This window comes from Mucilaginibacter sp. OK268 (genome assembly GCF_900103125.1).
GTDB lineage: Bacteria > Bacteroidota > Bacteroidia > Sphingobacteriales > Sphingobacteriaceae > Mucilaginibacter.
The window spans coordinates 169,888-190,859 of the sequence record NZ_FNJV01000012.1 but is presented as its reverse complement, the minus strand read 5'-3'; the positions used below and the strand labels follow the sequence as shown (position 1 = coordinate 190,859).

22 protein-coding genes are annotated in these 20,972 nt (G+C 43.4%); 8 read left to right on the top strand and 14 right to left on the bottom strand.

Annotation, left to right across the window (positions count from 1 at the left end):
- The first annotated feature begins 235 nt into the window (after positions 1 to 235).
- Together BLR84_RS27480 and BLR84_RS27475 are read left to right on the top strand one after the other, a co-directional pair.
- Positions 236 to 817, top strand: a complete 582-nt coding sequence (locus tag BLR84_RS27480) for an RNA polymerase sigma factor (protein ID WP_076376698.1) — start codon at positions 236 to 238, stop codon at positions 815 to 817.
- On the top strand, positions 814 to 1,320 hold the full coding sequence (locus tag BLR84_RS27475) for an anti-sigma factor family protein (RefSeq protein ID WP_090473462.1): 507 nt from the start codon (positions 814 to 816) through the stop codon (positions 1,318 to 1,320). The genes BLR84_RS27480 and BLR84_RS27475 overlap by 4 nt, the downstream gene beginning before the upstream one ends.
- 515 nt (positions 1,321 to 1,835) lie before the next feature.
- Here BLR84_RS27475 and dapF read toward each other — a convergent pair.
- The gene (gene dapF / locus BLR84_RS27470; RefSeq protein ID WP_176852171.1) at positions 1,836 to 2,630 is read right to left on the bottom strand and encodes a diaminopimelate epimerase; all 795 of its coding nucleotides are present in this window, start codon (positions 2,628 to 2,630) and stop codon (positions 1,836 to 1,838) included.
- Between the two features lie 187 nt (positions 2,631 to 2,817).
- Here dapF and BLR84_RS27465 point away from each other — a divergent pair, with 187 nt between their 5' ends.
- Positions 2,818 to 4,353: a Do family serine endopeptidase gene (locus tag BLR84_RS27465; protein WP_090473460.1), complete on the top strand. Its 1,536-nt coding sequence runs from the start codon at positions 2,818 to 2,820 to the stop codon at positions 4,351 to 4,353.
- Between the two features lie 343 nt (positions 4,354 to 4,696).
- Here BLR84_RS27465 and BLR84_RS27460 read toward each other — a convergent pair whose 3' ends face one another.
- The 4 genes from BLR84_RS27460 to BLR84_RS27445 all read right to left on the bottom strand — a co-directional run bounded on the left by BLR84_RS27460 (position 4,697) and on the right by BLR84_RS27445 (position 8,854).
- Entirely contained in the window at positions 4,697 to 6,385 is a 1,689-nt protein-coding gene (locus tag BLR84_RS27460; protein WP_090473459.1) for a peptidase associated/transthyretin-like domain-containing protein, read from the bottom strand.
- 145 nt (positions 6,386 to 6,530) lie between these two features.
- Positions 6,531 to 7,514, bottom strand: coding sequence for a FecR domain-containing protein (locus tag BLR84_RS27455; RefSeq protein WP_090473458.1), 984 nt, complete (start codon positions 7,512 to 7,514; stop codon positions 6,531 to 6,533).
- Positions 7,507 to 8,238 carry an RNA polymerase sigma-70 factor gene (locus tag BLR84_RS27450; RefSeq protein ID WP_090473457.1) on the bottom strand — a complete coding sequence of 244 codons (732 nt, stop codon included), beginning with the start codon at positions 8,236 to 8,238 and terminating at the stop codon, positions 7,507 to 7,509. The genes BLR84_RS27455 and BLR84_RS27450 overlap by 8 nt, the downstream gene beginning before the upstream one ends.
- Positions 8,174 to 8,854 carry a DUF6134 family protein gene (locus BLR84_RS27445; RefSeq protein WP_090473456.1) on the bottom strand — a complete coding sequence of 227 codons (681 nt, stop codon included), beginning with the start codon at positions 8,852 to 8,854 and terminating at the stop codon, positions 8,174 to 8,176. Before BLR84_RS27445 ends, BLR84_RS27450 begins: the two co-directional genes overlap by 65 nt.
- A gap of 248 nt (positions 8,855 to 9,102) precedes the next feature.
- On the opposite strand from BLR84_RS27445, the gene BLR84_RS27440 reads away from it, so the two are divergent.
- Complete coding sequence (locus BLR84_RS27440; RefSeq protein WP_090473455.1) at positions 9,103 to 9,966, top strand: KPN_02809 family neutral zinc metallopeptidase; 864 nt, start codon at positions 9,103 to 9,105, stop codon at positions 9,964 to 9,966.
- Positions 9,967 to 10,012: 46 nt separating this feature from the next.
- On the opposite strand, the gene BLR84_RS27435 is transcribed toward BLR84_RS27440, so the two are convergent.
- Complete coding sequence (locus BLR84_RS27435; RefSeq protein WP_090473454.1) at positions 10,013 to 10,915, bottom strand: SDH family Clp fold serine proteinase; 903 nt, start codon at positions 10,913 to 10,915, stop codon at positions 10,013 to 10,015.
- 8 nt (positions 10,916 to 10,923) lie between these two features.
- Entirely contained in the window at positions 10,924 to 11,124 is a 201-nt protein-coding gene (locus tag BLR84_RS27430; RefSeq protein ID WP_090473453.1) for a hypothetical protein, read from the bottom strand.
- Positions 11,125 to 11,670: 546 nt separating this feature from the next.
- Here BLR84_RS27430 and BLR84_RS27425 point away from each other — a divergent pair.
- Positions 11,671 to 12,498: an N-acetylmuramoyl-L-alanine amidase gene (locus BLR84_RS27425; RefSeq protein WP_090473452.1), complete on the top strand. Its 828-nt coding sequence runs from the start codon at positions 11,671 to 11,673 to the stop codon at positions 12,496 to 12,498.
- A 123-nt stretch (positions 12,499 to 12,621) separates the two neighbouring features.
- Here BLR84_RS27425 and BLR84_RS27420 read toward each other — a convergent pair whose 3' ends face one another.
- The 7 genes from BLR84_RS27420 to BLR84_RS27390 form a co-directional block, all read right to left on the bottom strand.
- Positions 12,622 to 14,280: a glutamine--tRNA ligase/YqeY domain fusion protein gene (locus BLR84_RS27420; protein ID WP_090473451.1), complete on the bottom strand. Its 1,659-nt coding sequence runs from the start codon at positions 14,278 to 14,280 to the stop codon at positions 12,622 to 12,624.
- Between the two features lie 156 nt (positions 14,281 to 14,436).
- Complete coding sequence (locus BLR84_RS27415; protein WP_076376674.1) at positions 14,437 to 14,712, bottom strand: hypothetical protein; 276 nt, start codon at positions 14,710 to 14,712, stop codon at positions 14,437 to 14,439.
- Positions 14,713 to 14,719: 7 nt separating this feature from the next.
- A complete protein-coding gene (locus BLR84_RS27410; protein WP_090473450.1) occupies positions 14,720 to 15,511 on the bottom strand; it encodes an SDR family NAD(P)-dependent oxidoreductase in 792 nt (263 codons plus the stop codon).
- A complete protein-coding gene (locus BLR84_RS27405; RefSeq protein ID WP_090473449.1) occupies positions 15,499 to 16,560 on the bottom strand; it encodes an NAD-dependent epimerase/dehydratase family protein in 1,062 nt (353 codons plus the stop codon). The genes BLR84_RS27410 and BLR84_RS27405 overlap by 13 nt, the downstream gene beginning before the upstream one ends.
- A 55-nt stretch (positions 16,561 to 16,615) precedes the next feature.
- Positions 16,616 to 17,287 carry a LamG domain-containing protein gene (locus BLR84_RS27400; protein WP_090473448.1) on the bottom strand — a complete coding sequence of 224 codons (672 nt, stop codon included), beginning with the start codon at positions 17,285 to 17,287 and terminating at the stop codon, positions 16,616 to 16,618.
- A gap of 1 nt (position 17,288) precedes the next feature.
- A complete protein-coding gene (locus BLR84_RS27395) occupies positions 17,289 to 17,504 on the bottom strand; it encodes a hypothetical protein (protein ID WP_090473447.1) in 216 nt (71 codons plus the stop codon).
- A gap of 38 nt (positions 17,505 to 17,542) precedes the next feature.
- Positions 17,543 to 18,520: a DUF1028 domain-containing protein gene (locus BLR84_RS27390; RefSeq protein WP_090473446.1), complete on the bottom strand. Its 978-nt coding sequence runs from the start codon at positions 18,518 to 18,520 to the stop codon at positions 17,543 to 17,545.
- Between the two features lie 176 nt (positions 18,521 to 18,696).
- On the opposite strand from BLR84_RS27390, the gene BLR84_RS27385 reads away from it, so the two are divergent.
- Genes BLR84_RS27385 through BLR84_RS27375 form a run of 3 tightly spaced genes read left to right on the top strand, consistent with a single transcriptional unit; the run spans position 18,697 to position 20,939 of the window.
- Entirely contained in the window at positions 18,697 to 19,065 is a 369-nt protein-coding gene (locus BLR84_RS27385) for a TM2 domain-containing protein (protein WP_090473445.1), read from the top strand.
- 33 nt (positions 19,066 to 19,098) lie between these two features.
- The gene (locus BLR84_RS27380; protein WP_090473444.1) at positions 19,099 to 20,196 is read left to right on the top strand and encodes a Nif3-like dinuclear metal center hexameric protein; all 1,098 of its coding nucleotides are present in this window, start codon (positions 19,099 to 19,101) and stop codon (positions 20,194 to 20,196) included.
- Positions 20,196 to 20,939 carry a zinc ribbon domain-containing protein gene (locus BLR84_RS27375; protein ID WP_090473443.1) on the top strand — a complete coding sequence of 248 codons (744 nt, stop codon included), beginning with the start codon at positions 20,196 to 20,198 and terminating at the stop codon, positions 20,937 to 20,939. Before BLR84_RS27380 ends, BLR84_RS27375 begins: the two co-directional genes overlap by 1 nt.
- The last annotated feature ends 33 nt before the right edge of the window (positions 20,940 to 20,972 follow it).

The window sequence follows — 20,972 nt, the reverse complement described above, 5'->3', positions numbered from 1 at the left end:
GTTATTTTATAAATATTATATGTTATGTGACTATGATAACGTACTAAAAGTTTAATATGTAACAGATGTTATAATTTATTTATGCGGAGGCTTAGTTTATTATGGTGGTATAAAGCTACAGCTTTGTTTTGAATTTTAAGGGGATAGATGACGGGTGTTTGGGCCAAATTTTCATTAAATTTACATAAACCCTGTAACCTAATTTAAAACCGCGTCGTCAGAGAGGTTGTAACACATGCAGAGCAAGCTTTCAGATATCGAACTCATAGAACAAACCCTGGCGGGTAACCAATCGGCCTATGCCGACCTGGTTAAACGGCACCAGCGTTTTGTATTTACCCTGGCCATGCGTTTTGCCAAGGGACGTGAAGATGCCGAAGAAATTGCCCAGGACTGTTTTATAAAAGCGTACCGCTCACTGGCATCGTTCCAGGGGCAGTCAAAATTTAGTACGTGGCTGTACAGTATAGTTTATACTACAGCGATGACATTTTTAAGAAAAAAGAGGGTAGCAACAGATTCCATTGATGATGAAAATACCTTTATACAGGTTGAAAGCCGGGAATCGGGCTATGATACCAATAATATAGAAAATAAATCAAGGTCGTTTTACCTTAACCAGGCCATTGCGCAATTACTGCCCGATGACGCTACCATCATCACCCTGTTTTATAAAGGGGAACAATCACTGGAAGAAATTGCCCAGGCATTAGGGATGGAAACAAACACGGTTAAGGTTAAACTATTTAGAGCACGCCAGCGTTTGAAAGAAAAGCTGGAGCACAATTTAAAACAAGAGGTGAAAGAACTGATATGAACACGATTGAGGAAAAACTCTGGAATTATATTGATGGCACCTGCAGTCCGGCTGAGCAGGAAGCCATAGCCAGGCTTATTGAGCAGGATGAGGCATATGCTCAAAAGTATCAGGAGCTGCTGGCGCTTAACCAGGAATTTGCCAAAATGGAGCTGGACGAGCCACCGATGGCTTTTACATATAATGTAATGGAATCCATTCGCACAGAGAATGCTATGCAGCCACTAAAAGCAAATATTGATAAGCGCATCATTCTGGGCATCGCTATTTTCTTTGCTGTCACTATACTGGCTTTACTCACATTTACATTTGCCAATATTCATATTTCAGGAATTAATATCAGCGCTGCGGATATCAAACTACCAGCTGGCGTAAAATTACCCAGTACCAACAGCCTTTTTAACGGACCGGTGTTAAAGTGGTTTTTGATATTTGATGTAGTGCTTGCATTATTTTTAACGGATGCTTATCTGCGTAGAAAAAAGACCGCCAGGCAGTTATAAAACTGTTGTATAATGTGTCTGCCAAAACCGACAAGTGACCATACAATTAGTCAGTTGTGTAATCTGTGTATCAGATTTTGAACATTGTTGAAGTATCTGAATTACATAATTATAAAATTTACAACCAATGCAATTTTTGGTATAGTAATTGTGTTACCTAACATGAACTGGTAAACTTACCGGTTTAATTGTGATAAGGTTTAGGTTGAAAGTCCCCCGGAGCAAGTCTAGGGGGCTTTTATTTTTTGCCCCCCGAGGGGGAACTTTTAATTCAGATACCTTAAGAGTAAGGGGATTAAAGAAAGCCCCGCTACATCAATAACAGAGCTTCAAGATCGCAATTCAAAACGCTCCTTTTAGCGAAATACCCCATGAAAAGGCTACACGAATAAATAATGAGTAAAAAAAGGTGTCACCCTGAGCTCCGTCGAAGGGTCGAGCGCAGAGGCCCGCCCACCATGCTTCGACGGAGCTCAGCATGACAGCGTACCACATGATGGGTTGTTACTCCCCCTTTAGGGGGTTGGGGGGCTCACTTCGCCACTAAATACCTGCACAGCGGGACCCTCTAAAAAGATATCGGTAAATACTCTGCCGTCGTAGTTAAAGCGGATATTGAGATCGCCGCCTAAAACTTTAATGGGCGTGGTAATGTGCCCGGTTTTTTGGTTATGGCTCGCCATGGCCAGGGCTACGGCGGTAACACCTGTTCCACAGGCAAAGGTTTCGTCTTCCACACCGCGTTCAAAGGTGCGTACAAAATATCCATCGCTGGTAGGTTCAACAAAATTTACGTTGATACCTTTTTCGCGGTAGGTAGCATTATTGCGGATAGCTTTACCTTCCTGGTAAACGTTACGATGTTCCAGGTCTTCTACCTGTTTTACATAATGGGGTGACCCGGTATTGAGTACATAGGCATCTTTATCAGTATTGATCTGATCAACATTGATCATTTGCAGGCTTACCCAATCACCGCCATCTGAAATTTTGGCATGATGCGGGCCATCAACCGCCAAAAATTCAGTCTCGGAGTCGATGATCCCCAGAAACTTAGCGAAAGCAACAATACAACGACCGCCATTGCCGCACATGCTGCTGGGGGCTCCGTCGGCATTATAATAAACCATTTCAAAATCAAAGCCCTCTTTATTTTGCAGAAACATCATACCATCGCCACCAATCCCAAAACGGCGGTCGCACAGGCTTGATATCAGCTTGGGGTTGGTATGATCTATCTGGTTTTCACGGTTGTCGACCAGTATAAAATCATTGCCGGCGCCCTGGTATTTATAAAATCGTATATTCACAATAATGTCATTTAATATCAGCTACTTAAAGCTGTTCAAACTTAGGGCCATAATTAAAATAGCCCGGATAATTAATTTAACAAAATTTAACAAAAAATGCGCTAACTAATCGTTGACTATGTAGTCTATATGGTATTAAATTTGAGTTGTTAAATTATATAAACAAAATAAAGAAAGGCAAATATAAATGAAAAAGATAGGTTTAACACTATTAACCGCTTTTGTAGGAGGTGCACTTGCTTTAGGCGCGTATAAGGTTATCGAGAACAAATACTCGGATAACATGAGCTTTGAAGAAAAGCAAAAGGTGTATTTTACGAGTAACAAATCAGCCCCTGTAGTATCATCAACCGGATCGCTTGATTTTACTGAAGCTGCAGCAGCAGCAACCCCGGCGGTAGTGTATATCCGTACTACTTATAGTAGTCAGTCGGGTGGTGGCCAGGATCAATTGGAACAAATGTTTGGCGATATGTTTGGCCAGCGTGCACCGCAACGCGGACCGCAAATGGCATCTGGTTCAGGTGTGATTATTTCGCCCGATGGCTATATTGTTACCAACAACCACGTGGTTGAAAAGGCCGATAAAATTACCGTTGCTACCAATGACCACCGTACCTTCCAGGCTAAAGTGATCGGTACAGACCCAAGCACCGATCTTGCCCTGATCAAGATCAGCGCGAACGACCTGCCTATTATCAAATTGGGTAACTCAGACGAAACCCGGGTAGGCGAGTGGGTGCTGGCCGTGGGTAACCCTTTTAACTTAACATCAACTGTAACGGCTGGTATTATAAGCGCTAAAGGCCGTAACATAGGCATTATTGGCAGCGAGGATAATGGCGACGATAACCCCTTCGGTCGTACCCGCAATCAGCAGAGCGCTCCAAAGCTGAACAAAGCTATTGAGTCATTCATTCAAACAGATGCCGCCATTAATCCTGGTAACAGCGGTGGGGCCCTGGTAAATACCAAAGGCGAGCTAGTGGGTATCAACGCGGCTATCGCATCGCATACCGGTTCATATGAAGGCTATGGTTTTGCCATCCCGGTTAACCTGGCCAAAAAGGTGTTGAATGATATTAAAAAATACGGTTCTGTAAAACGGGGCTTTGTGGGCGTGAGCTTTACCGAGCTTAACCCGGATGTTGCCCAGAAATTGAACATCACCAATACCAATGGTTTATATGTTAATGATGTGGTAGAAGGCGGCGGTGCCGAACAGGCCGGTATCAAAAAAGGCGATATCATAGCCAAAGTTGAAGGAACACCGGTTTACGAATCATCCGACCTGCAAGAGCATGTTGGCCGTATGCAGCCAGGTGATAAATTGAACGTAACCGTGTTGCGTGAGGGCAAAGAGAAAACATTTGCCGTAACACTTAAAGCAGATGCTACACCAACTAATCGTACCGCAGTAGTTTCTAAATCGGCTGAGGAACTGTTTAACAGATTGGGTGCAAGCTTCCAGCCATTAAGTGGTGCAGAAAAAGCCAAGTTCCATGTAAATTCTGGTGTGAAGGTAACCCAGGTGCGCCAGGGTAGGTTATTTGATAACTTTGAGATCCCGGTAGGTTCTGTGATCACCAGCATCAATAAACAACCCATCAACAGTGTGGCCGATATTGATAAAGCCATCACCAATCTGCGTAACGGTAACCTGGTTATTTCAGGCTACTATCCAGATGGAACAAACTTTAACAATATGTTCCAGGTGCAATAAGTAAAATTTAAATAATTGATTGTGTAAAAAGCTCCGGCCATTATAGCCGGGGCTTTTTTGTTTTTAAGTTATGGTTTACACTGTAAACCGTTTTTTTTTGATAGAAATAAATTAATCAATTGATTATCAGTTAAATAAATAGGTGTCAACCCGAAAAAGTGTAAACCATGTAAACCCACTTTTAACAAAAAAACCAGCCTGTTTAGGGTAATATCTCATGTTTGAAAGGCTGTCATGCTGAGCTCGTCGAAGCATGGTGGGCAGGCCTCTGCGCTCTACCCTTCGACGGAGCTCAGGGTGACAGCCTCCTTTTAGAAGGGTTTTTCGATATCATTTAAACCCATCAAAAGAAACTCACACCCACTGTCCAGCCAACCCAGCCGGTCCAGCTGTTGCTATTGTTGATAAAGCTATGGTGCAGGCCCCTAACGTAAGAATATCCGTTAACCGGGTTGCGCTGGTCAGAGTAAAAGAGGTTGAGTGATGGGCCGGCATTAATAGAAAATGCTTTGGCAACATGATAGGTTAAGGAAGCATCAAGCCTGCCCAGCAGATTGGTGCGTGCCCAATTTCCCTGGTAAACATATTGTTCGCTTATTTCGGGATTGAAGGCCAGGTGTTTGCCCATGCCCAGTTCGCGACCAAACCCAAACCCGAAGGCATATAATTTACTATTGTCATTTACCCTGAGGCCACCCATCCACATGGTGTAAAGATTTTTACTGCCTGTTTTAAGAGCGATATTGGCATTCAGGGTTTCGTTGGATGACAGGGCCAGTTTATGATAGCCATAACGTACAATGTTGATGAGCCCGATGCTGTAACCCGATGAAGTATCGGCCACATTGATCAAGCCCAATTGTATGCCACGCAGATTGCGGGCATAGTTAAAAAGTCCGGCCACTTGCACACCACTATATTTTTGCCCTGCAATATTTCCCAATGCGGCCAGTTGAATCCCCCTTACCGAACCTCGCGTATGATTATATAAACCGGCCACTTGTATCCCGCTCATATCCCGTTTTACGCTGTTATGCAGCAGGGAAAGCTGTATACCCCGGACGCTGCCCAGTACATTATTATACAAACCACCAACCTGTATGCCGTTCACATTGCCACCCACCACGTTGAATATGCCGGCTATTTGGACGGCTCCTACATCGCCCTTATCCAGATTAAAAATAAGGCCCAGCTCAAAGCCATCAACCCCAGCGTTATAGCCGCCTACCGCGTTTAGGGAAACCGCGTTAACCACTTGGCCGCTAAACTCGGCATGGGTACTCACTCCCGGTATGGCCGATGCCTGGAATGGTGCCTGCGCAATAAGACCATGCAGATTGGCCGCCCGTATCTTTTGCCGGGCCGAAGTGAAAAGCCCCCCCAGGGTGGTACCTTCAATACCATCGCCATCGTTATTGACCATATAGCCATCATCATCCAATTGCGATTGGTTGGGGTTTACGGTGACACCGGAGAGAAAGGTGACCGTGGTATCCCGATAATATTCCTTACTTACGGTGAGCATTACAGGTTTGCCGTTGTTTTTAAGGCGAAGCTCAAAGCGGCCATCTTTACCGGTAAGGGTTGATTGCAGCAGCGTACGGTCATATACACTGGCATTCTCCAGCTTTTTACCGCTGCGGTCGTCGGTCACAAAACCGCTGATGCTGTACTCGTCGTTTTCGGCAATGGCTTTTTCGGTAGTTAAGGATAGTTGTAAGGGAGCGTAGCGCAGGATCACAAAGCTGCGTGTTTCCTTATATTCAAAACGATTCAGGAGCATACGGTCAAGCACTTCCTTAATGGTCCAATTATCCGCATCGAGGCTTACCAGGCTATCTGTTTTTACGATATTGCTGTTGTATGAAAAAGTGAAATTTCCCTTTTGCTCAATGGTTTTTAACACCATGCCTAAACGCATGTTGCTGACATGGACGGATATGTTTTTGGCGAGGATAGATTCACCTTCGGTTGCCCGGCTAACTAGCGGGAGGGCTAAAATGACCAGGAAGAAAAGGATATATCTATACATGAAAGTAATTTCGGATTTCGGATGTTCGATTTCGGATTTTCCCGAACCCCGTGCGTTTTTAATTAATTTATTTTATCCTTTCTCTTTCTTCGCTATTTCAATCTAAATCCGAAATCGAACATCCGAATTCCGAAATCAAAAAATATTATTTAAAAAGGATCTGCTGGTTTTTACGAACCACCGTGATCTTAAATGTGCCGCTAATAACGTCCAGTACTTCATCAAGCGACTGGCCTTTGAATGTAGTAGTGATTGGTAAACTCTCCAACGACTTATTGGCGATCACAATATGAGCATTGTATGCCTCGTTAAGCGCTTGCACCACCTCTCTTAGCGGGGTTTTGTCACATACCAGTTGCCCGGTGAGGTAATAGTTATACAGTTTACCCTTGCTCTGTTGTTTGGCCCATAAACCTTGCTCTTTGGTCACTGTTACCTGTTCGCCGGGGTTCAGGTCGACACTATTTTGCTTTTTGCTTACCTGTACAATACCTGTCTCTACAATCACTTCGGTTTTACCATCACGACTCTTGACATTGAATGACGTTCCAACTACCCGAACCGTTACATCATTCACCCTAATTATAAATGGCTTTGTTTTATCTGGACTTACCTTAAAGAAGGCCTCTCCTCTTAAACTCACCGGGCGGATGTTACCGGTAAACCTGCCCGGGTACACAATGGTTGAGCGGGTATTTAGGGTGATCACCGATCCATCGGGGAGCGATTGAGTATGTACTTTATCTTTACTGTCTATCCGCACAAAGGAAACCGAACCATTATCGTAAATATGATTAAAGGTTAGCCACAGCACGGTGCACACTAAAACTACCGAAGCGGCAACACCTATCCATTGTTTGCGGCTCAGTTTTTTGATCATGACCTGGCGGGGTGCCGGGGCATTGCTGTTGATGCGGTTTTGCAGACGGATAAAAGCATCATCCTTATTTACACCCCGTTCCGTTACAGGGCTTTGATCCCAGATCAGTTTAAAATCGGCAAAAAGTTTTTTGTTGGTATCGCTGGCTGCCATCCAATCCTCTATCTGTTGGCGCTCGGCAGGCGTAGCTTCGCCTGCCAGGTATTTCACCAGCATATCATCATCCATATGTATATTGGCATTACTCATTGTGCAGCCATCGGGTTAATAAAAATAAAATAATCGGTAAAAACTCCGCCAGTTTCTGGCGCATGATCCGTAGTGCCTTACCCATCTGGTTCTCCACTGTTTTAATGGAAAGCCCCATGTGCTCGGCTATCTGCTGATACTTGAGCTGCTCAAAGCGGCTAAGCTGAAAAATAGTACGGCATTGCTGCGGTAGTTCGCTCATGGCCGTTTCGATGCGCTTTTGCAGCTCGGCGGTCATTACTTTGGTTGATGCCTGTTCTTCCTCGTCCTGCTGCAGCTGTCCAGCATAATATACGCCGAAGCTGGTCTTTACCTTTTGGTGTTTTATATAGTTCAAACTTTCGTTATGCACAGCCCGGTACAGGTATGATTTGAGCGAACCATCGGTTTTAAGATTATCGCGTTTTTCCCAGATCCGGCAGAATACATTTTGTACAATTTCTTCGGCCATTTCATCATCCTTTAAAAAGGTATACGCATAGGCATGCAGGCTTTTAAAGTGTTCTTTAAATAACCATTCAAAGGCCTTTTGACTGCCCTGCTTAAGTAAAGTAATGACCGAGCTATCGCTATATTCCACTTTAAAAGGGTGAAAGTTTGCGTTAAAGATAGCTTGTTTGGCGGTCAAATTCACGGGCGAAGGGCGTAATTGTAAAATTTCAGGCCAGTTGTATTTGAATGGTGTACAGCGAGTGGTGAATATCAACCTTACTGCATACACCATTAGTGTACGAGTAAAAATTATAGTTACCATCGGGCAGATCAATGCGGTACACATGTGGAGATACTTGCTTTATTTGCAAAAACTGCTGAAAATTGTCGCAATAGATCTGCGTGTTGTTATCAGGCTCGCGGCAATACAGCAGCATTAAATTCTGACTGATCTGTTTTTGACTCAATTGTCCACCCTTGCCATCGTTTAGGGTCTGGTAGCAATCGCCGCAGGCTTTGGTTTGGCGATTGGCTTTCTCTTTACCATTTACCTTGCGGCAAATGCTGGAGCTGATAAGTTTACCCTTCTGAAAAACAGATTCCTCATGAATATCTACCTGGATGCTCATGATGAAGCGCATTTTTACCTGCGATATCATTTTTAATGACAGATCATCGCCCTCGCGTTTTTGGTACAGATCCATATGACCCACCACTTTGCCGCTGTGCAGCACATTGTATTTAACAATTTGCTCCTGGGCCATCAGGCCCGACGAAAAGTAAAGTAACGCCAGCAGGGTCGCCGCTTTTTTTAAGGGCATGAGCAAAGTTAAGGGGGTAATATGTTTATCCTTTAAGGCCGGAGCCAGGTATTTTTTGAAGAGCCAGATGAGTAGGGCAGGTATCATGGTGGTAAAATTTTAATAGAAATGAAACAACTGTTAGCGATGTTAACTACAGCTATTACAACATATTAAAGATTTACCCCTACTTGATTTCATAATATTTTACGAATATATAAAAAGACTATCAATTTAGTAGTTTTTATTTTTCTATTTCAAACTGACGGTAGGACTGAGTCCATTTGATAATTCATTATCCCTTGCAAACAATCCGCAAAACATTTAAGTTTACTATACACTTTAATCACAACAATATGCAATGGTTTGGCAGGCGCGAAAGCGATAATGTAGAAGACGACCGCGGGAGTGGCGGCGGGGGCGGACGCTTTGCATTGGGTGGCGGCATAGTAAGCATTATTGCCCTGGCTATTTATTATTTTACGGGTGTTGATACCTCGCAGCTGCTTAACCAGGTGGCTACCAACAGTCAGCCGCAAACCGAGCAGCGGGTTACTGACCCTAACGCGCCCGAAGACAAACAAAAGCAATTTGTACGTGTGGTGCTGGCCGATACCGAAGATATCTGGACAAAACTCTTCAGGGATATCGGTAAAACCTATGAAAAACCGCGGTTGAAGTTGTTTACCGATGCTACCGTTTCCGGTTGCGGTAATGCCAGTTCGGCTAGTGGGCCGTTCTACTGTCCGGCAGATGCCAAGGTTTATATTGACCTTTCTTTTTACGACGAGTTACAGAACCGCTTCGGCGCAGCAGGCGACTTTGCCCAGGCCTACGTGATAGCGCATGAGGTGGGTCACCACGTGCAGAACCTGCTGGGCATCTCGGCCAAGATGGACGAAGCCCGAAATCGCCTCAGCGAAACGGCATACAATAAACTATCCGTAAAGCTGGAACTACAGGCCGATTTTTACGCCGGCGTATGGGCTCACTATGAGCATAGCCTTAAAAATGTCCTCGACCCCGGCGACATTGAAGAGGCCCTCAACGCCGCCAACGCCATCGGCGACGACCGCCTGCAAAAACAAGCCACCGGTCATGTAGAACCCGACAGCTTTACCCACGGCACCAGCGCCCAGCGCATGTACTGGTTTAAAAAAGGCTACGAAACGGGGGATGTTAGTCAGGGGGATACTTTTGGGAATGGGGATTTGGAGTAGGGGGATTGTAACTGAATAATTGGTTGATTTATCAGAATAGCTGTGTCTATTTTGGAATAGCTTGATTTTCAATATAAGCAACGCCATTTTGGTTTTCGATAATTTTTACGGCATTGGTATTAGAGAAAGTGTGCATATATAAATGATGAGTGGTAAGTACAGCTTCTTGAAAGACTTGATCATCTTCTAAGCTTGATATATTAACCCCAACCTCTAAACATATTCCTTTAGATATATGTCGAGCATGAGAATATTGTTCCTTATGATTAGAAAATGCATTCATGATTTTGTCAACCCTTTCTTGATTCCCTTCACACATATTAAAGGCTAACCAAGCGGAGACCATTTTTTCTGACCATTGTATGGCTTGTTTACAAGCACCTAAAAATGTAGGATGGTACTTGCCTATTATCACTTGCCACAAAGCGACTGACTGAGGCACAGCTTTGATGCTTTCAATAGCTTCCTCAAATTCATTTACAACAGCTTGGCATGCTACCCCGTTAAATTGAGGATCAATAGGTCCTAAATTGGAATGATTGCCCATTATGATTTCTTTTGAACTTAAAGCAATCATAGTTCCAGCGGACATTGATATTTGAGGAACGATAACGCGAATGTCCTTGCCAAATATTGAATATAAATAATCGACTAAGGACTCTGTTGCAGCAAGATCGCCGCCGGGAGTATGTAAAATTAAATCTAAGCCTTGGGTTTTGTCTAACTTATGGATAGCAAGCATAAAGCCTGATTTATCTTTATCGTTTATGGCCGCGTCCGGTGCTCCTGGTTTTTGAAGCCAGCCTGAATAATAAGCAATTATATTTCGACCAGTAACCTCGTTTATCTTTTTAAGATATTTTCTTCTTACTATGTCAAATGGATTTTGACCTGGATTTTCATCAGCAGTTTGTTGAATCTCTAATAGAGCTTCACCCCAATTTGGCATATATAAGTTTAAGCTTTAGTTACTAGTGTGCTGCCTGATGCTATAACAGGAGTTTTATCATTATACAAAGTGAAAATTTCGAAGCAGTCGCCCGCTTTTGTCCATTGTTGATTAATCAAAAAGGTATCAGCATGTTGCATGATGAGATTGTAATCCTTTTCAAATCCTTTTGAAAATTCTTCAGCTTGTTTTTTGTTTTCAGTAGGCATAGCTTTAGGATTGATTATTAATTGCAAGTTAGGTTTGTTACTAATGTACTAATTAATAGTGAATTAATAACAAAATATTTTTAAAAAAAAGGTTGGCAAAGATAGTGATTTTTATTAATATTTGATTCTTGATTTTCTAACATATAAACATAAATTATTTCATAATATTTTACCAATGTTAATAATTAATAATGAAATATTATAGGTGAAAAGATAATGTTAATTTTTCTTTCAAATGTGCTTAGATAATTAAGAATAAGCTAGGTAGAAACAAAAGAAACAAATTAATCACTTTGATTTGGTGACATCGTTTTGTCAGTATTAATGGGGGGTTTCTATAATTCATTGAATGACTTAGCTTTATTGAATATTCGTCTCATAATTAATGAACCGACCATTTGCATCTCTATGATACAATAGTCAATTATGAAATAAGATCAAACACTCGAACAATCCTCCTCCAACGTAACAATTCCCTGACTCTCCCCCACATCACCTAAAACGCTTTTCCGCCTCATGTGTTAATTGCTTACATTAGCAACACGCATGAAAAACTACCATTACGCCATATTTTCCATAGTCGCATTGGCGGCTTTGAGTTCCTGCTCGCCGAAGGGGCCTTATGCCTTAACCAATAAAGTGTATACCAGCAAAACCGATTCGGTGGTGAGGGTGATCGAGCAAACACAGCCTGCTATGCTGGTGGATAGCGCGGGTGCCAATATTCCCGGCGAGTGGGTGGGGACTGTGAACTTTAACCTGCGCAAACCCAATTATGTGATCATTCATTTTACCGCGCAGGATTCTATACAGCAAACGCTTAAAACGTTCACCCTGGTAAAACCACAGGTAAGCGCCCATTACGTGGTGGCTAAAGACGGCAAGGTATACCACATGCTGAACGATTACCTGCGCGCCTGGCATGCGGGCGTTAGCCGCTGGGGTAGCATCAGCGATATGAACAGTTGCTCCATTGGTATCGAGATCGACAATAATGGTCATAAGCCTTTTAATGATACACAGGTGAAAAGCTTGCTGGCCTTGCTAACGCAGTTGAAAAAGGCTTATGGCATCCCGACAAGTAACTTTATTGGTCACCAGGATATAGCCCCGCTGCGTAAGCCCGACCCGGGGCCATTCTTTCCCTGGCAATTGCTGGCCGAAAAAGGTTTCGGTTACTGGCGCGATTACCTGCTGGAGGTTCCGCCCGATAATTTCGACTATGCAACCGCCCTCAAACTCATCGGCTATGATACCCGCGACCTGACCGCTGCCATCGTAGCCTTCAAACGTCACTTCGTTCAAACCGACGAAACCCCAACCATGACCCAATTCGATCTGAATATTCTGTATAACGTGTATAAGAAATATTAGTCTGCAGTTTGCAGTAGGCGGTTTGCAGTTAGAAAAAATATTATAAAGCAAAAAGCAGTTTGCATTTGGTTATAAACCATACAAACTGCTTTTTTAAAAATGCTGTGTACTGCTTACTGCAATCTATTTCTTCACCCATCCATCCTTCAAGGTCACCGTGCGGTTAAACACCAGGTGATTCGGAGTGGAGTATTTATCTAAAGTAAAATAGCCTTTACGCATAAACTGTATGGCTTTGCCCGGTATGGCATTGGCTAGGTCGGGTTCGATATAAGCCTTTGGCAATATTTGCAGGCTGTTCGGGTTCAGGTAATCTTTAAAGTCGCCGTCCTCGTTGGATGGATCTTCTACCTGGAACAGGCGATCATACAACCGTACTTCAGCAGTTTTAGCATGTGGTACGCTTACCCAATGTATGGTGCCTTTTACGTTAATGCCGCTGGTATCATTACCCGATTTTGACTCGGGCAGATAGGTGCAGTGGATCTCGGTTACGTTGCCATCGGCATCTTTTACAAAGCTGTCGCAGCGGATGATATAGGCATTTTTTAAACGAACCATCAGGCCAACACCCAAACGGAAGAATTTCTTTGGTGGTTCTTCCATAAAGTCTTCACGCTCTATCCACAATTCGCGGCTAAACGGAAACTCACGACTGCCATCGCCACCTTCAACCTCAGGATTGTTTTCGCCGTGCATAATTTCTGTTTCACCTTCCGGATAATTGGTCAGGACGCATTTGATCGGGTCAAGCACAGCCATACGGCGCCAGGCGGTTTTGTTCAGATCCTCGCGGATACAAAACTCCAGCAAACCTACGTCAATCATGTTTTCGCGTTTGGCTACGCCGATGCGATCACAAAACTCGCGGATACTGGCAGGCGTATAACCACGACGGCGCAAACCGCTAATAGTAGGCATCCGCGGATCGTCCCAGCCTTCCACATGTTTATCCTCCACCAATTGCAGCAGCTTGCGCTTGCTCATCACAGTATAGTTGAGGTTTAAACGGGCAAACTCGTATTGTTTTGACGGGAAAAGATTGAGCTTTTCAATAAACCAGTCATATAACGGGCGGTGTGGTACAAACTCCAGCGTACAAACAGAGTGGGTGATCTTTTCGATAGCGTCTGATTCGCCATGGGCAAAATCATACATCGGATAAATACACCACTTATCGCCGGTACGATGATGATGCGCATGTTTAATACGGTACATCAATGGATCGCGCAAGTGCATGTTTGGCGATGCCAGATCGACCTTTGCCCGCAATACTTTAGCGCCATCCGGATATTTACCGGCCTTCATATCGGCAAACAGCTGCAGGTTTTCTTCAACCGAGCGGCTGCGGTACTGGTTAGGCGTACCGGGTTCAGTTGGTGTCCCTTTTTGTTTAGCTATCTCCTCGGCGGTGCTGTCATCAACATAAGCCAAATCGTTTTTGATCAGGGTTACGGCAAATTCATATAGTTGGTCGAAATAATCAGACGCGTACAATTCCTCAGCCCATTCAAAACCAAGCCATTTGATATCTTCCTTAATGCTGTCAACATACTCGGTTTCTTCTTTGGTAGGGTTGGTATCGTCAAAACGCAGATTGGTTTTGCCGTTATATTTTTGCGCCAGTCCAAAGTTCAAACAAATGGATTTGGAGTGCCCGATGTGCAGATAGCCATTTGGCTCAGGCGGAAAACGAGTTAATACCCTGCCGTCGTTTTTACCGGCAGCTATATCTTCTTCAACAATTTCTTCTAAAAAGTTCAGTGATCTCTCTTCGCTCATAAATAAAATAGCAATAGCTACAAAAGTAACAAAAATTTTGCCCCTTAGAGGGATAAAGGACAAAAGGATAAAAGAGCAAGGATTTTCTTTTTATAGCTGAAATTAATGGTATTCATAGGTCCTTTATCTTCTTGTCTTTGCTTTTTTGTCGAGATCTCAGGGGGCAGGGGGACTCGAAATGATATTATGGCTTGCCAGTATCCGCATGAGCACATCAACAGAAACATCGCGGGTAATATCAATGCAGAGGTTTAACCGTCCCCGGATCTTTACCTGGCAAAAGTTGTAATGAAATTCCAGGATTAGTCCGCGCAGGCTGCCCGAATTAACAATGATGATCTCATCGTCAATTACCTCACAGGTATTGCTGGTGCGGTTAAAATAGCTGCGCAAATTTTTGATAAGCCTGTATATAGGTAACGATAGGATCATATTTAATTCAGGATACTAAAATAGTGTTTAATCTTCGTTTGATGATATTATCTTTTATATATGCCGGCAACAAACTGTTCAATAAAACCAGCAGGCGGTTAACCACTCCTGGGATGATTTCTTTTTTGCCCTTCAGCAATCCGTCAATAGCTATGCGGGCTACCTGTTCGGGTTCCAATATGGTAGCTTTGGATATCCCTTTCAAGGTATTGTTCATCACCAGAAGTTCGGGTTTGGTATTGATGCCTCCGGGACTCAGTAGGCTGAGTTTTACATTTGAGCCATATAGCTCCAACTGCAAGCATTTGGTAAAGTAACGGATAAATGATTTGGTGGCGCCATACACCTGCTTTTTAGGTACCAAAAAGAGGCCGCCTAAGCTACCCACATTTAAAATGTAGGAGGTAACGGATGCATCGGCCTGGGCCAGGAACAATCGGGTAAGCAGCACAGGTGTGATCACGTTGAGCTCTATCTGCATCTTGTAAAAAGCGATATTTTTATCCTCAAACCACGACCAATTGCCTAGCCCTGCATTGTTAATAAGCAGATGAGTAGTGATGCGCTGCTCCTTTAACCAGGTAAAAATTTCAGCATAGCTTTCGGAGTGGGTTAGGTCAATTTCCCAATGGTGAACGGTCACCATGAAGTTTTTGCGAATAAAGGATGCCAGTTCGGGCAACCCAGATCCGGGTAAAGCCACCAGTACCAGATTAATGTCCCGACCTGCTAATTCAATGGCAAATGATTTTCCGAGGCCTTCACTGGCGCCGGTTACAATGGCGGTTAATTGCTGCATAATTGCGCTGATTGATGATTATTTAAATTGTCGTTCAAAAGGCTTTCGTTGTTCTCATTCTCCTTACTCTTCGATCCTCTTAAATGGTTAACCGTTTTGGCTAAACCTTTAGCAAAGGGAGTTATATTATAACCCAGCTGGATTACGGCTTTATTGCTGCTATATTTCTGATCGTATTTAAGCCGTTCGGCAAATTCAGGTAAAAACACAGGAGGAATACCGGTGATCCTGGTTTTGAGCCATTCCAGCTGGCTGTAAAATTGAATAAGCTTTAGCGGTATCCGGATCATGTTCAATTGCTTACCTGATACGTCGTGCAGGGTTTTAAAAAAATCATTAAAGCTGATGTCATGACCTCCTAAAATGTAACGCTCCCCGGGAATGCCCTTGCACATAGCGGCGATATGCCCGGCTACCACGTCATCCAAAAAAGCGTAATTAGCCACCTGTTCGCCATTACCGGGGATAAAACGCCAGCTCCCCTTTAAATAGCCCGATACCATTTTGCCAACGGTATTGCTATCTGTTATAGGGCCTTCGCCATATACCCGCGAGGGGTTCACAATTACTGCAGGCAGTCCTTGTTTTACAAAATCCTGTACTTCGAGCTCGGCAAGATATTTGGTGCGTTCATAGGCTATGGGAAAGCCAGTTATACGCGGATCGGTTTCTGTCATGGGGTGTTTAATGGTTGGTCCCCAGACCCCGCAGGTGGAGGTGTATACGAGTTTTTGCACGCCAATTTTCGTGGCAGTTTCCAATACATTACGGGTACCGATAACATTGGTTTCATGGTAGTCGTCGGGGTTGCGGCACCACAGTTTTGCCACGGCCGCGGTATGGTAAACCTGTTCGCAGCCTTCCATGGCTCTGGCCAATGTTTGTTTATATAGAATATTGCCTAACACCGGTTCGATGTTCGGATGTCTGATAAGGTAGGGGTGATCAGTATTGCGGCATAAGGCTTTTACTTCATAGCCCACATTGGCTAATACCAGTGTAAGTTGCCTGCCAATAAAGCCCGTTGCTCCGGTAACTAATACTTTCATGCAGGTATTACACCCGGACAATCATTTACCCCTACGTCTTAAAACAAATTTTTATCTATTTTGAAAAAGTGACCTTCAGGTTGGCAAATGCGCCGTCGGAACCGTTTCCTACCCATAGCCCGAGTTTTCCGCCTTTACTGTCATTAAGCTGTTTAACGCTTAAACAGGGCGTTTTTCGGCCATTGATAAAAACGGTTACTTGGGGATACTTTATCTCTATACGAACGTGGAACCACTGATTGGGGTCTGGAGGCGAAATAATCTCTTTTTCATATTGCGCGTTAAATTTATCGCGTAATACAAACCATGGATATTGGGGATGAGATATATACTGTACCATGTGTATACGATGAACGGAATCTGCCGACAGAAAATTAAAAGGACGGAAATATACAGCATCGAGGGTTTTGGCATCAACCACATGGAAAGCTACACCTAAAAAGCTCAGCTGGGCTACATTTTTCCCGCGGATATCCAGTTCAATAATTCCATTTGTAAAAGTAACCCCATTGATCCACGCTACGCCGTCGTCGTCTTTGGCAGATAACATGATTCCCTTTTTTGCATGACCGGGTAATACTGAAGCTTCCCGGTTACTGATGCTGAGCTGGTGGGCCGAAAGCAACTGTGGCAGATCATAACTAACCGTATGTTGTTGGGAAAAGGCATTTGCCGATCCCAATAAGAGCATTGCAATGATTGCACTTAAGAATGTTTTGCTTTTCATACTAATGGTTCATTTCGATTAATAATCTTTTAGCATCGGCATTTTCAGGGTCCATCTTTAGCGACGTCATGTCCGCAGTTCTCGCTTTATCCATATCTCCTAATCCAGCATAAGCTTTGGCTTGCAGGTACCAGGTATAGGATGATGATGGGTACTTACTGATCACTGTTTTACACAAAGTTATACTTTCCTGTAAACGGTTCAGGTCGATAAGCATACTGATAGCATTATTCCAGTCAATAACCGTAAATTGTTTTATCGGGTATAAGGAGCTGATCGCCCGATCATGATACAGGCAATAAAAAGCCGAAACATTTTCCCGCCATCTGGGTTCGGCCAGTACCGCTGCTTTGATAAGTTTATGGCATTTTGATCCTGCCCAAGCAGCAAATAGGTTTTAGCGATCTTAGGATAAATGCCATACCAGCCCATAGTTTGTTTGACAGCCCGTTTTAATAGATCTTCACCTCGTTTCTTATTGCCCATACCAATAGCATAGTTAGCATGATTGATCAGGATACGGCCATAATGGTAATTTAGCAGTTTCTGAAGATCAGCAAAGAGATCCCTGGAATGATCAACCCGCAGATCAATTTGATTGAACCATTCATTGCGGCTGCCTTTTACCAATAACGCGGCTGATTGTTTCCCGCTGATCTGCCCGCCAGCATTTTCCCCGGCAGTGAGCGCTTTTAACAGGCGCACTGCGAGCGGGCCTTCTGTCTGTTCAAAAGTATTGGCCATATCATGCAATACGTTTGGTGCAAGCTGATTGCCCATAACGACGTAGTATTTCCCGGTGAGATGGGTTGACTTTCCCTTCCAGTATTTTAATGATGAACCGGTAAAGGCATAAACATTCCCCTTAGCGTCGATGCCCGAAACTTGCCGGTAGTCTGCAAGTGTGTCCCTGAGGCGGGTGTATTGTATGGCCTGTTCAATAGTTTTACCATCTTTCAGTTGCTCAAAACCGTTGTAGGCATATATAGGCTCTGTTTCGGCGATCACCGAGAAGGCGCCAATTCCAGGCTGGATGTAACAGGTTGAATTGCCAACATAAATATTATTGGTTGCTACCGCTATTCCCCATTCCTGCGCTTGCGGATCAAAAGCAATAATACTAAAAGTTGAATTGATATTTCTGTTTAGGATCAGGCTTGGTAAATTCTGTGCCCGGCTGCAAACCGACAAGCTCAAAATCCAGAATAAGCAGATTAATGATTTAGTTGGCATGGCAATGAGGCGTTACAATACAGACGCTTGTGATTTGCCAAACGTTGCACAAGCCGAATTATAAAGATCGGTTTAGTGATTTCAATATCTATTGGAGTAAATTACTATGCATTCCTATAGGTTTATAGCATAAAATATTTATTTTTGAAAAAGCACTCAGCACAAACCTTAATAACATGAACATACACCAGGATCCCTACATGAACTTTGCCGATATGGGCCCCGAAGAAATGGGTTTCTTGCAGCAAGCCACCGGGGAACTTAGCGAAGACCAAAAAAGGTATTTTTATATGGTTTACAGCAGTAAACGTAAAAATGCCAATGAAATACTCATTTTTACGTTATTGGGCTTCGCGGGTGTGGCCGGTATACACCGGTTTGTTTTAGGGCAGATAGGTATGGGTATCCTTTATTTTTTAACAGGGGGCCTTTGCGTAGTAGGCACTATTGTTGACCTGGTAAACAATAAATCCCTTACTTTAAAGTATAATAAGGAAATGGCTTATGAAAGCCATCGGATGGCCATTCTGAGTAATCAGAAGTAAAATATACACAGGCCACACTTATAGCAACCGTTCATGAAATTAGCTGTACTTACCGCATATTTAGAAAGCCTGGCGCCGTTGGTGTACCAGGAAGATTATGATAATGCCGGCCTTATTGTTGGCAATCCCGAACAGGAAATTACCCAGGCCCTGCTATCTTTAGATTGTACCGAGGCTGTGGTTGACGAAGCCATTGCCACAGGCTGTCAGGTGATCATATCGCACCACCCCATAGTTTTTAAAGGACTTAAAAAATTTAACAGTAAAACCTACGTGGAAAGGGTGGTGGAGAAGGCTATTCGCAGCCGTATTGCTATTTATGCTATACATACCAACCTGGATAATATTATGGGAGGCGTAAACCAACGTATATGCGATACGCTGGGCTTGAAAAACTGCCGCATATTAGTACCTAAACATAACCTGCTTAAAAAGCTGGTGACTTTTGTACCTGGTAGCCATGCCGATGCTGTTCGCGATGCTTTATTTGCAGCAGGAGCAGGAAATATTGGCAATTACAGCGAAACCAGTTTTAATACAGAAGGTACAGGTTCTTTTAAGGGTAACGAGAATACCAATCCTTATGTTGGCGAGCCCGGCACACGCCACCTTGAAAATGAGGTGCGAATTGAAACCGTTTACCCGGCCAACCTGGAGAGTAAAATACTGATGGCGCTGGTTCTGGCCCATCCATATGAGGAGGTTGCCTATGATCTGTTTGCCTTAACTAACCAGCATCAGCAGGTTGGGGCGGGTATGATCGGTGAATTAGAGATACCGCAAAATGAAGAATCGTTCCTTTTTCATGTAAAGGATAAGATGCGTACACACGTGATCAGGCATACGACCTTAACCGGTAAACACGTGAAAAGAGTAGCTGTTTGCGGAGGCGCCGGAGGCTTTTTATTAAAGCATGCCATATCGGCAGGAGCCGATGTTTTTATCACAGCCGATTACAAGTATCATGAGTTTTTTGATGCCGAAGGAAAGATAGTGATCGCGGATATCGGACACTTTGAGAGTGAACAATTTACGGCGCAATTATTGTATGAAATAATACGAAAAAAATTTCCTATCTTTGCCGTCCGTTTAACAGAAGTAAATACAAACCCCGTCAAATATTTTATTTAATGGAACAAACCGTAGAACAAAAGCTTAAAGCTTTATACGAACTACAAACCATCCACACCAAAATTGATAGAATTCGCCAGGTAAGAGGTGAGCTGCCAATGGAAGTTGCCGATCTGGAAGATGATGTTGCTGGTCTTGAAACCCGCATTCAAAAGATCAAAGCCGAACTGGATGATGTAGAAGATGAGATTGTAACCCGCAAAAACCTGATCAAGGAAGCTCAGGCCAATATCAAAAAATACGAAACGCAACTTAACGAAGTTAAGAACAACCGTGAGTATGATGCTATATCAAAAGAAATTGAGATACAAGGATTAGATATTCAGGTAAGCGAGAAAAAAATACGTGAATATGGTTTCGAGATTACTTCAAAAACCCAAATCTACGAAAAAGCCCTGGCTGATCTGGATGCACGCAAGAGCGATCTTGATGCTAAAAAAGAAGAATTAGGTACTATTACTGCCGAAACTGAAAAAGAAGAGACCGAATTGGTTGCGCAATCAGAAAAAGCTACTGGAAATATCGAAGAACGTTTATTAACCGCTTATAACCGTTTGCGCCAAAATGCAAAAAATGGTTTAGCTGTAGTAACTATCCAACGCGATTCATGTTCAGGTTGCTTTAACCAGATCCCGCCTCAACGCCAATCTGATATCCGTCAGCGTAAAAAGATCATCGTTTGCGAGCATTGCGGACGTATCCTTGTTGATGAGCAAATGGCTCTTGAAGCAGAAGAAGCATAAGCAAAACATTAAAAATATATAAAAAGGCGCCCT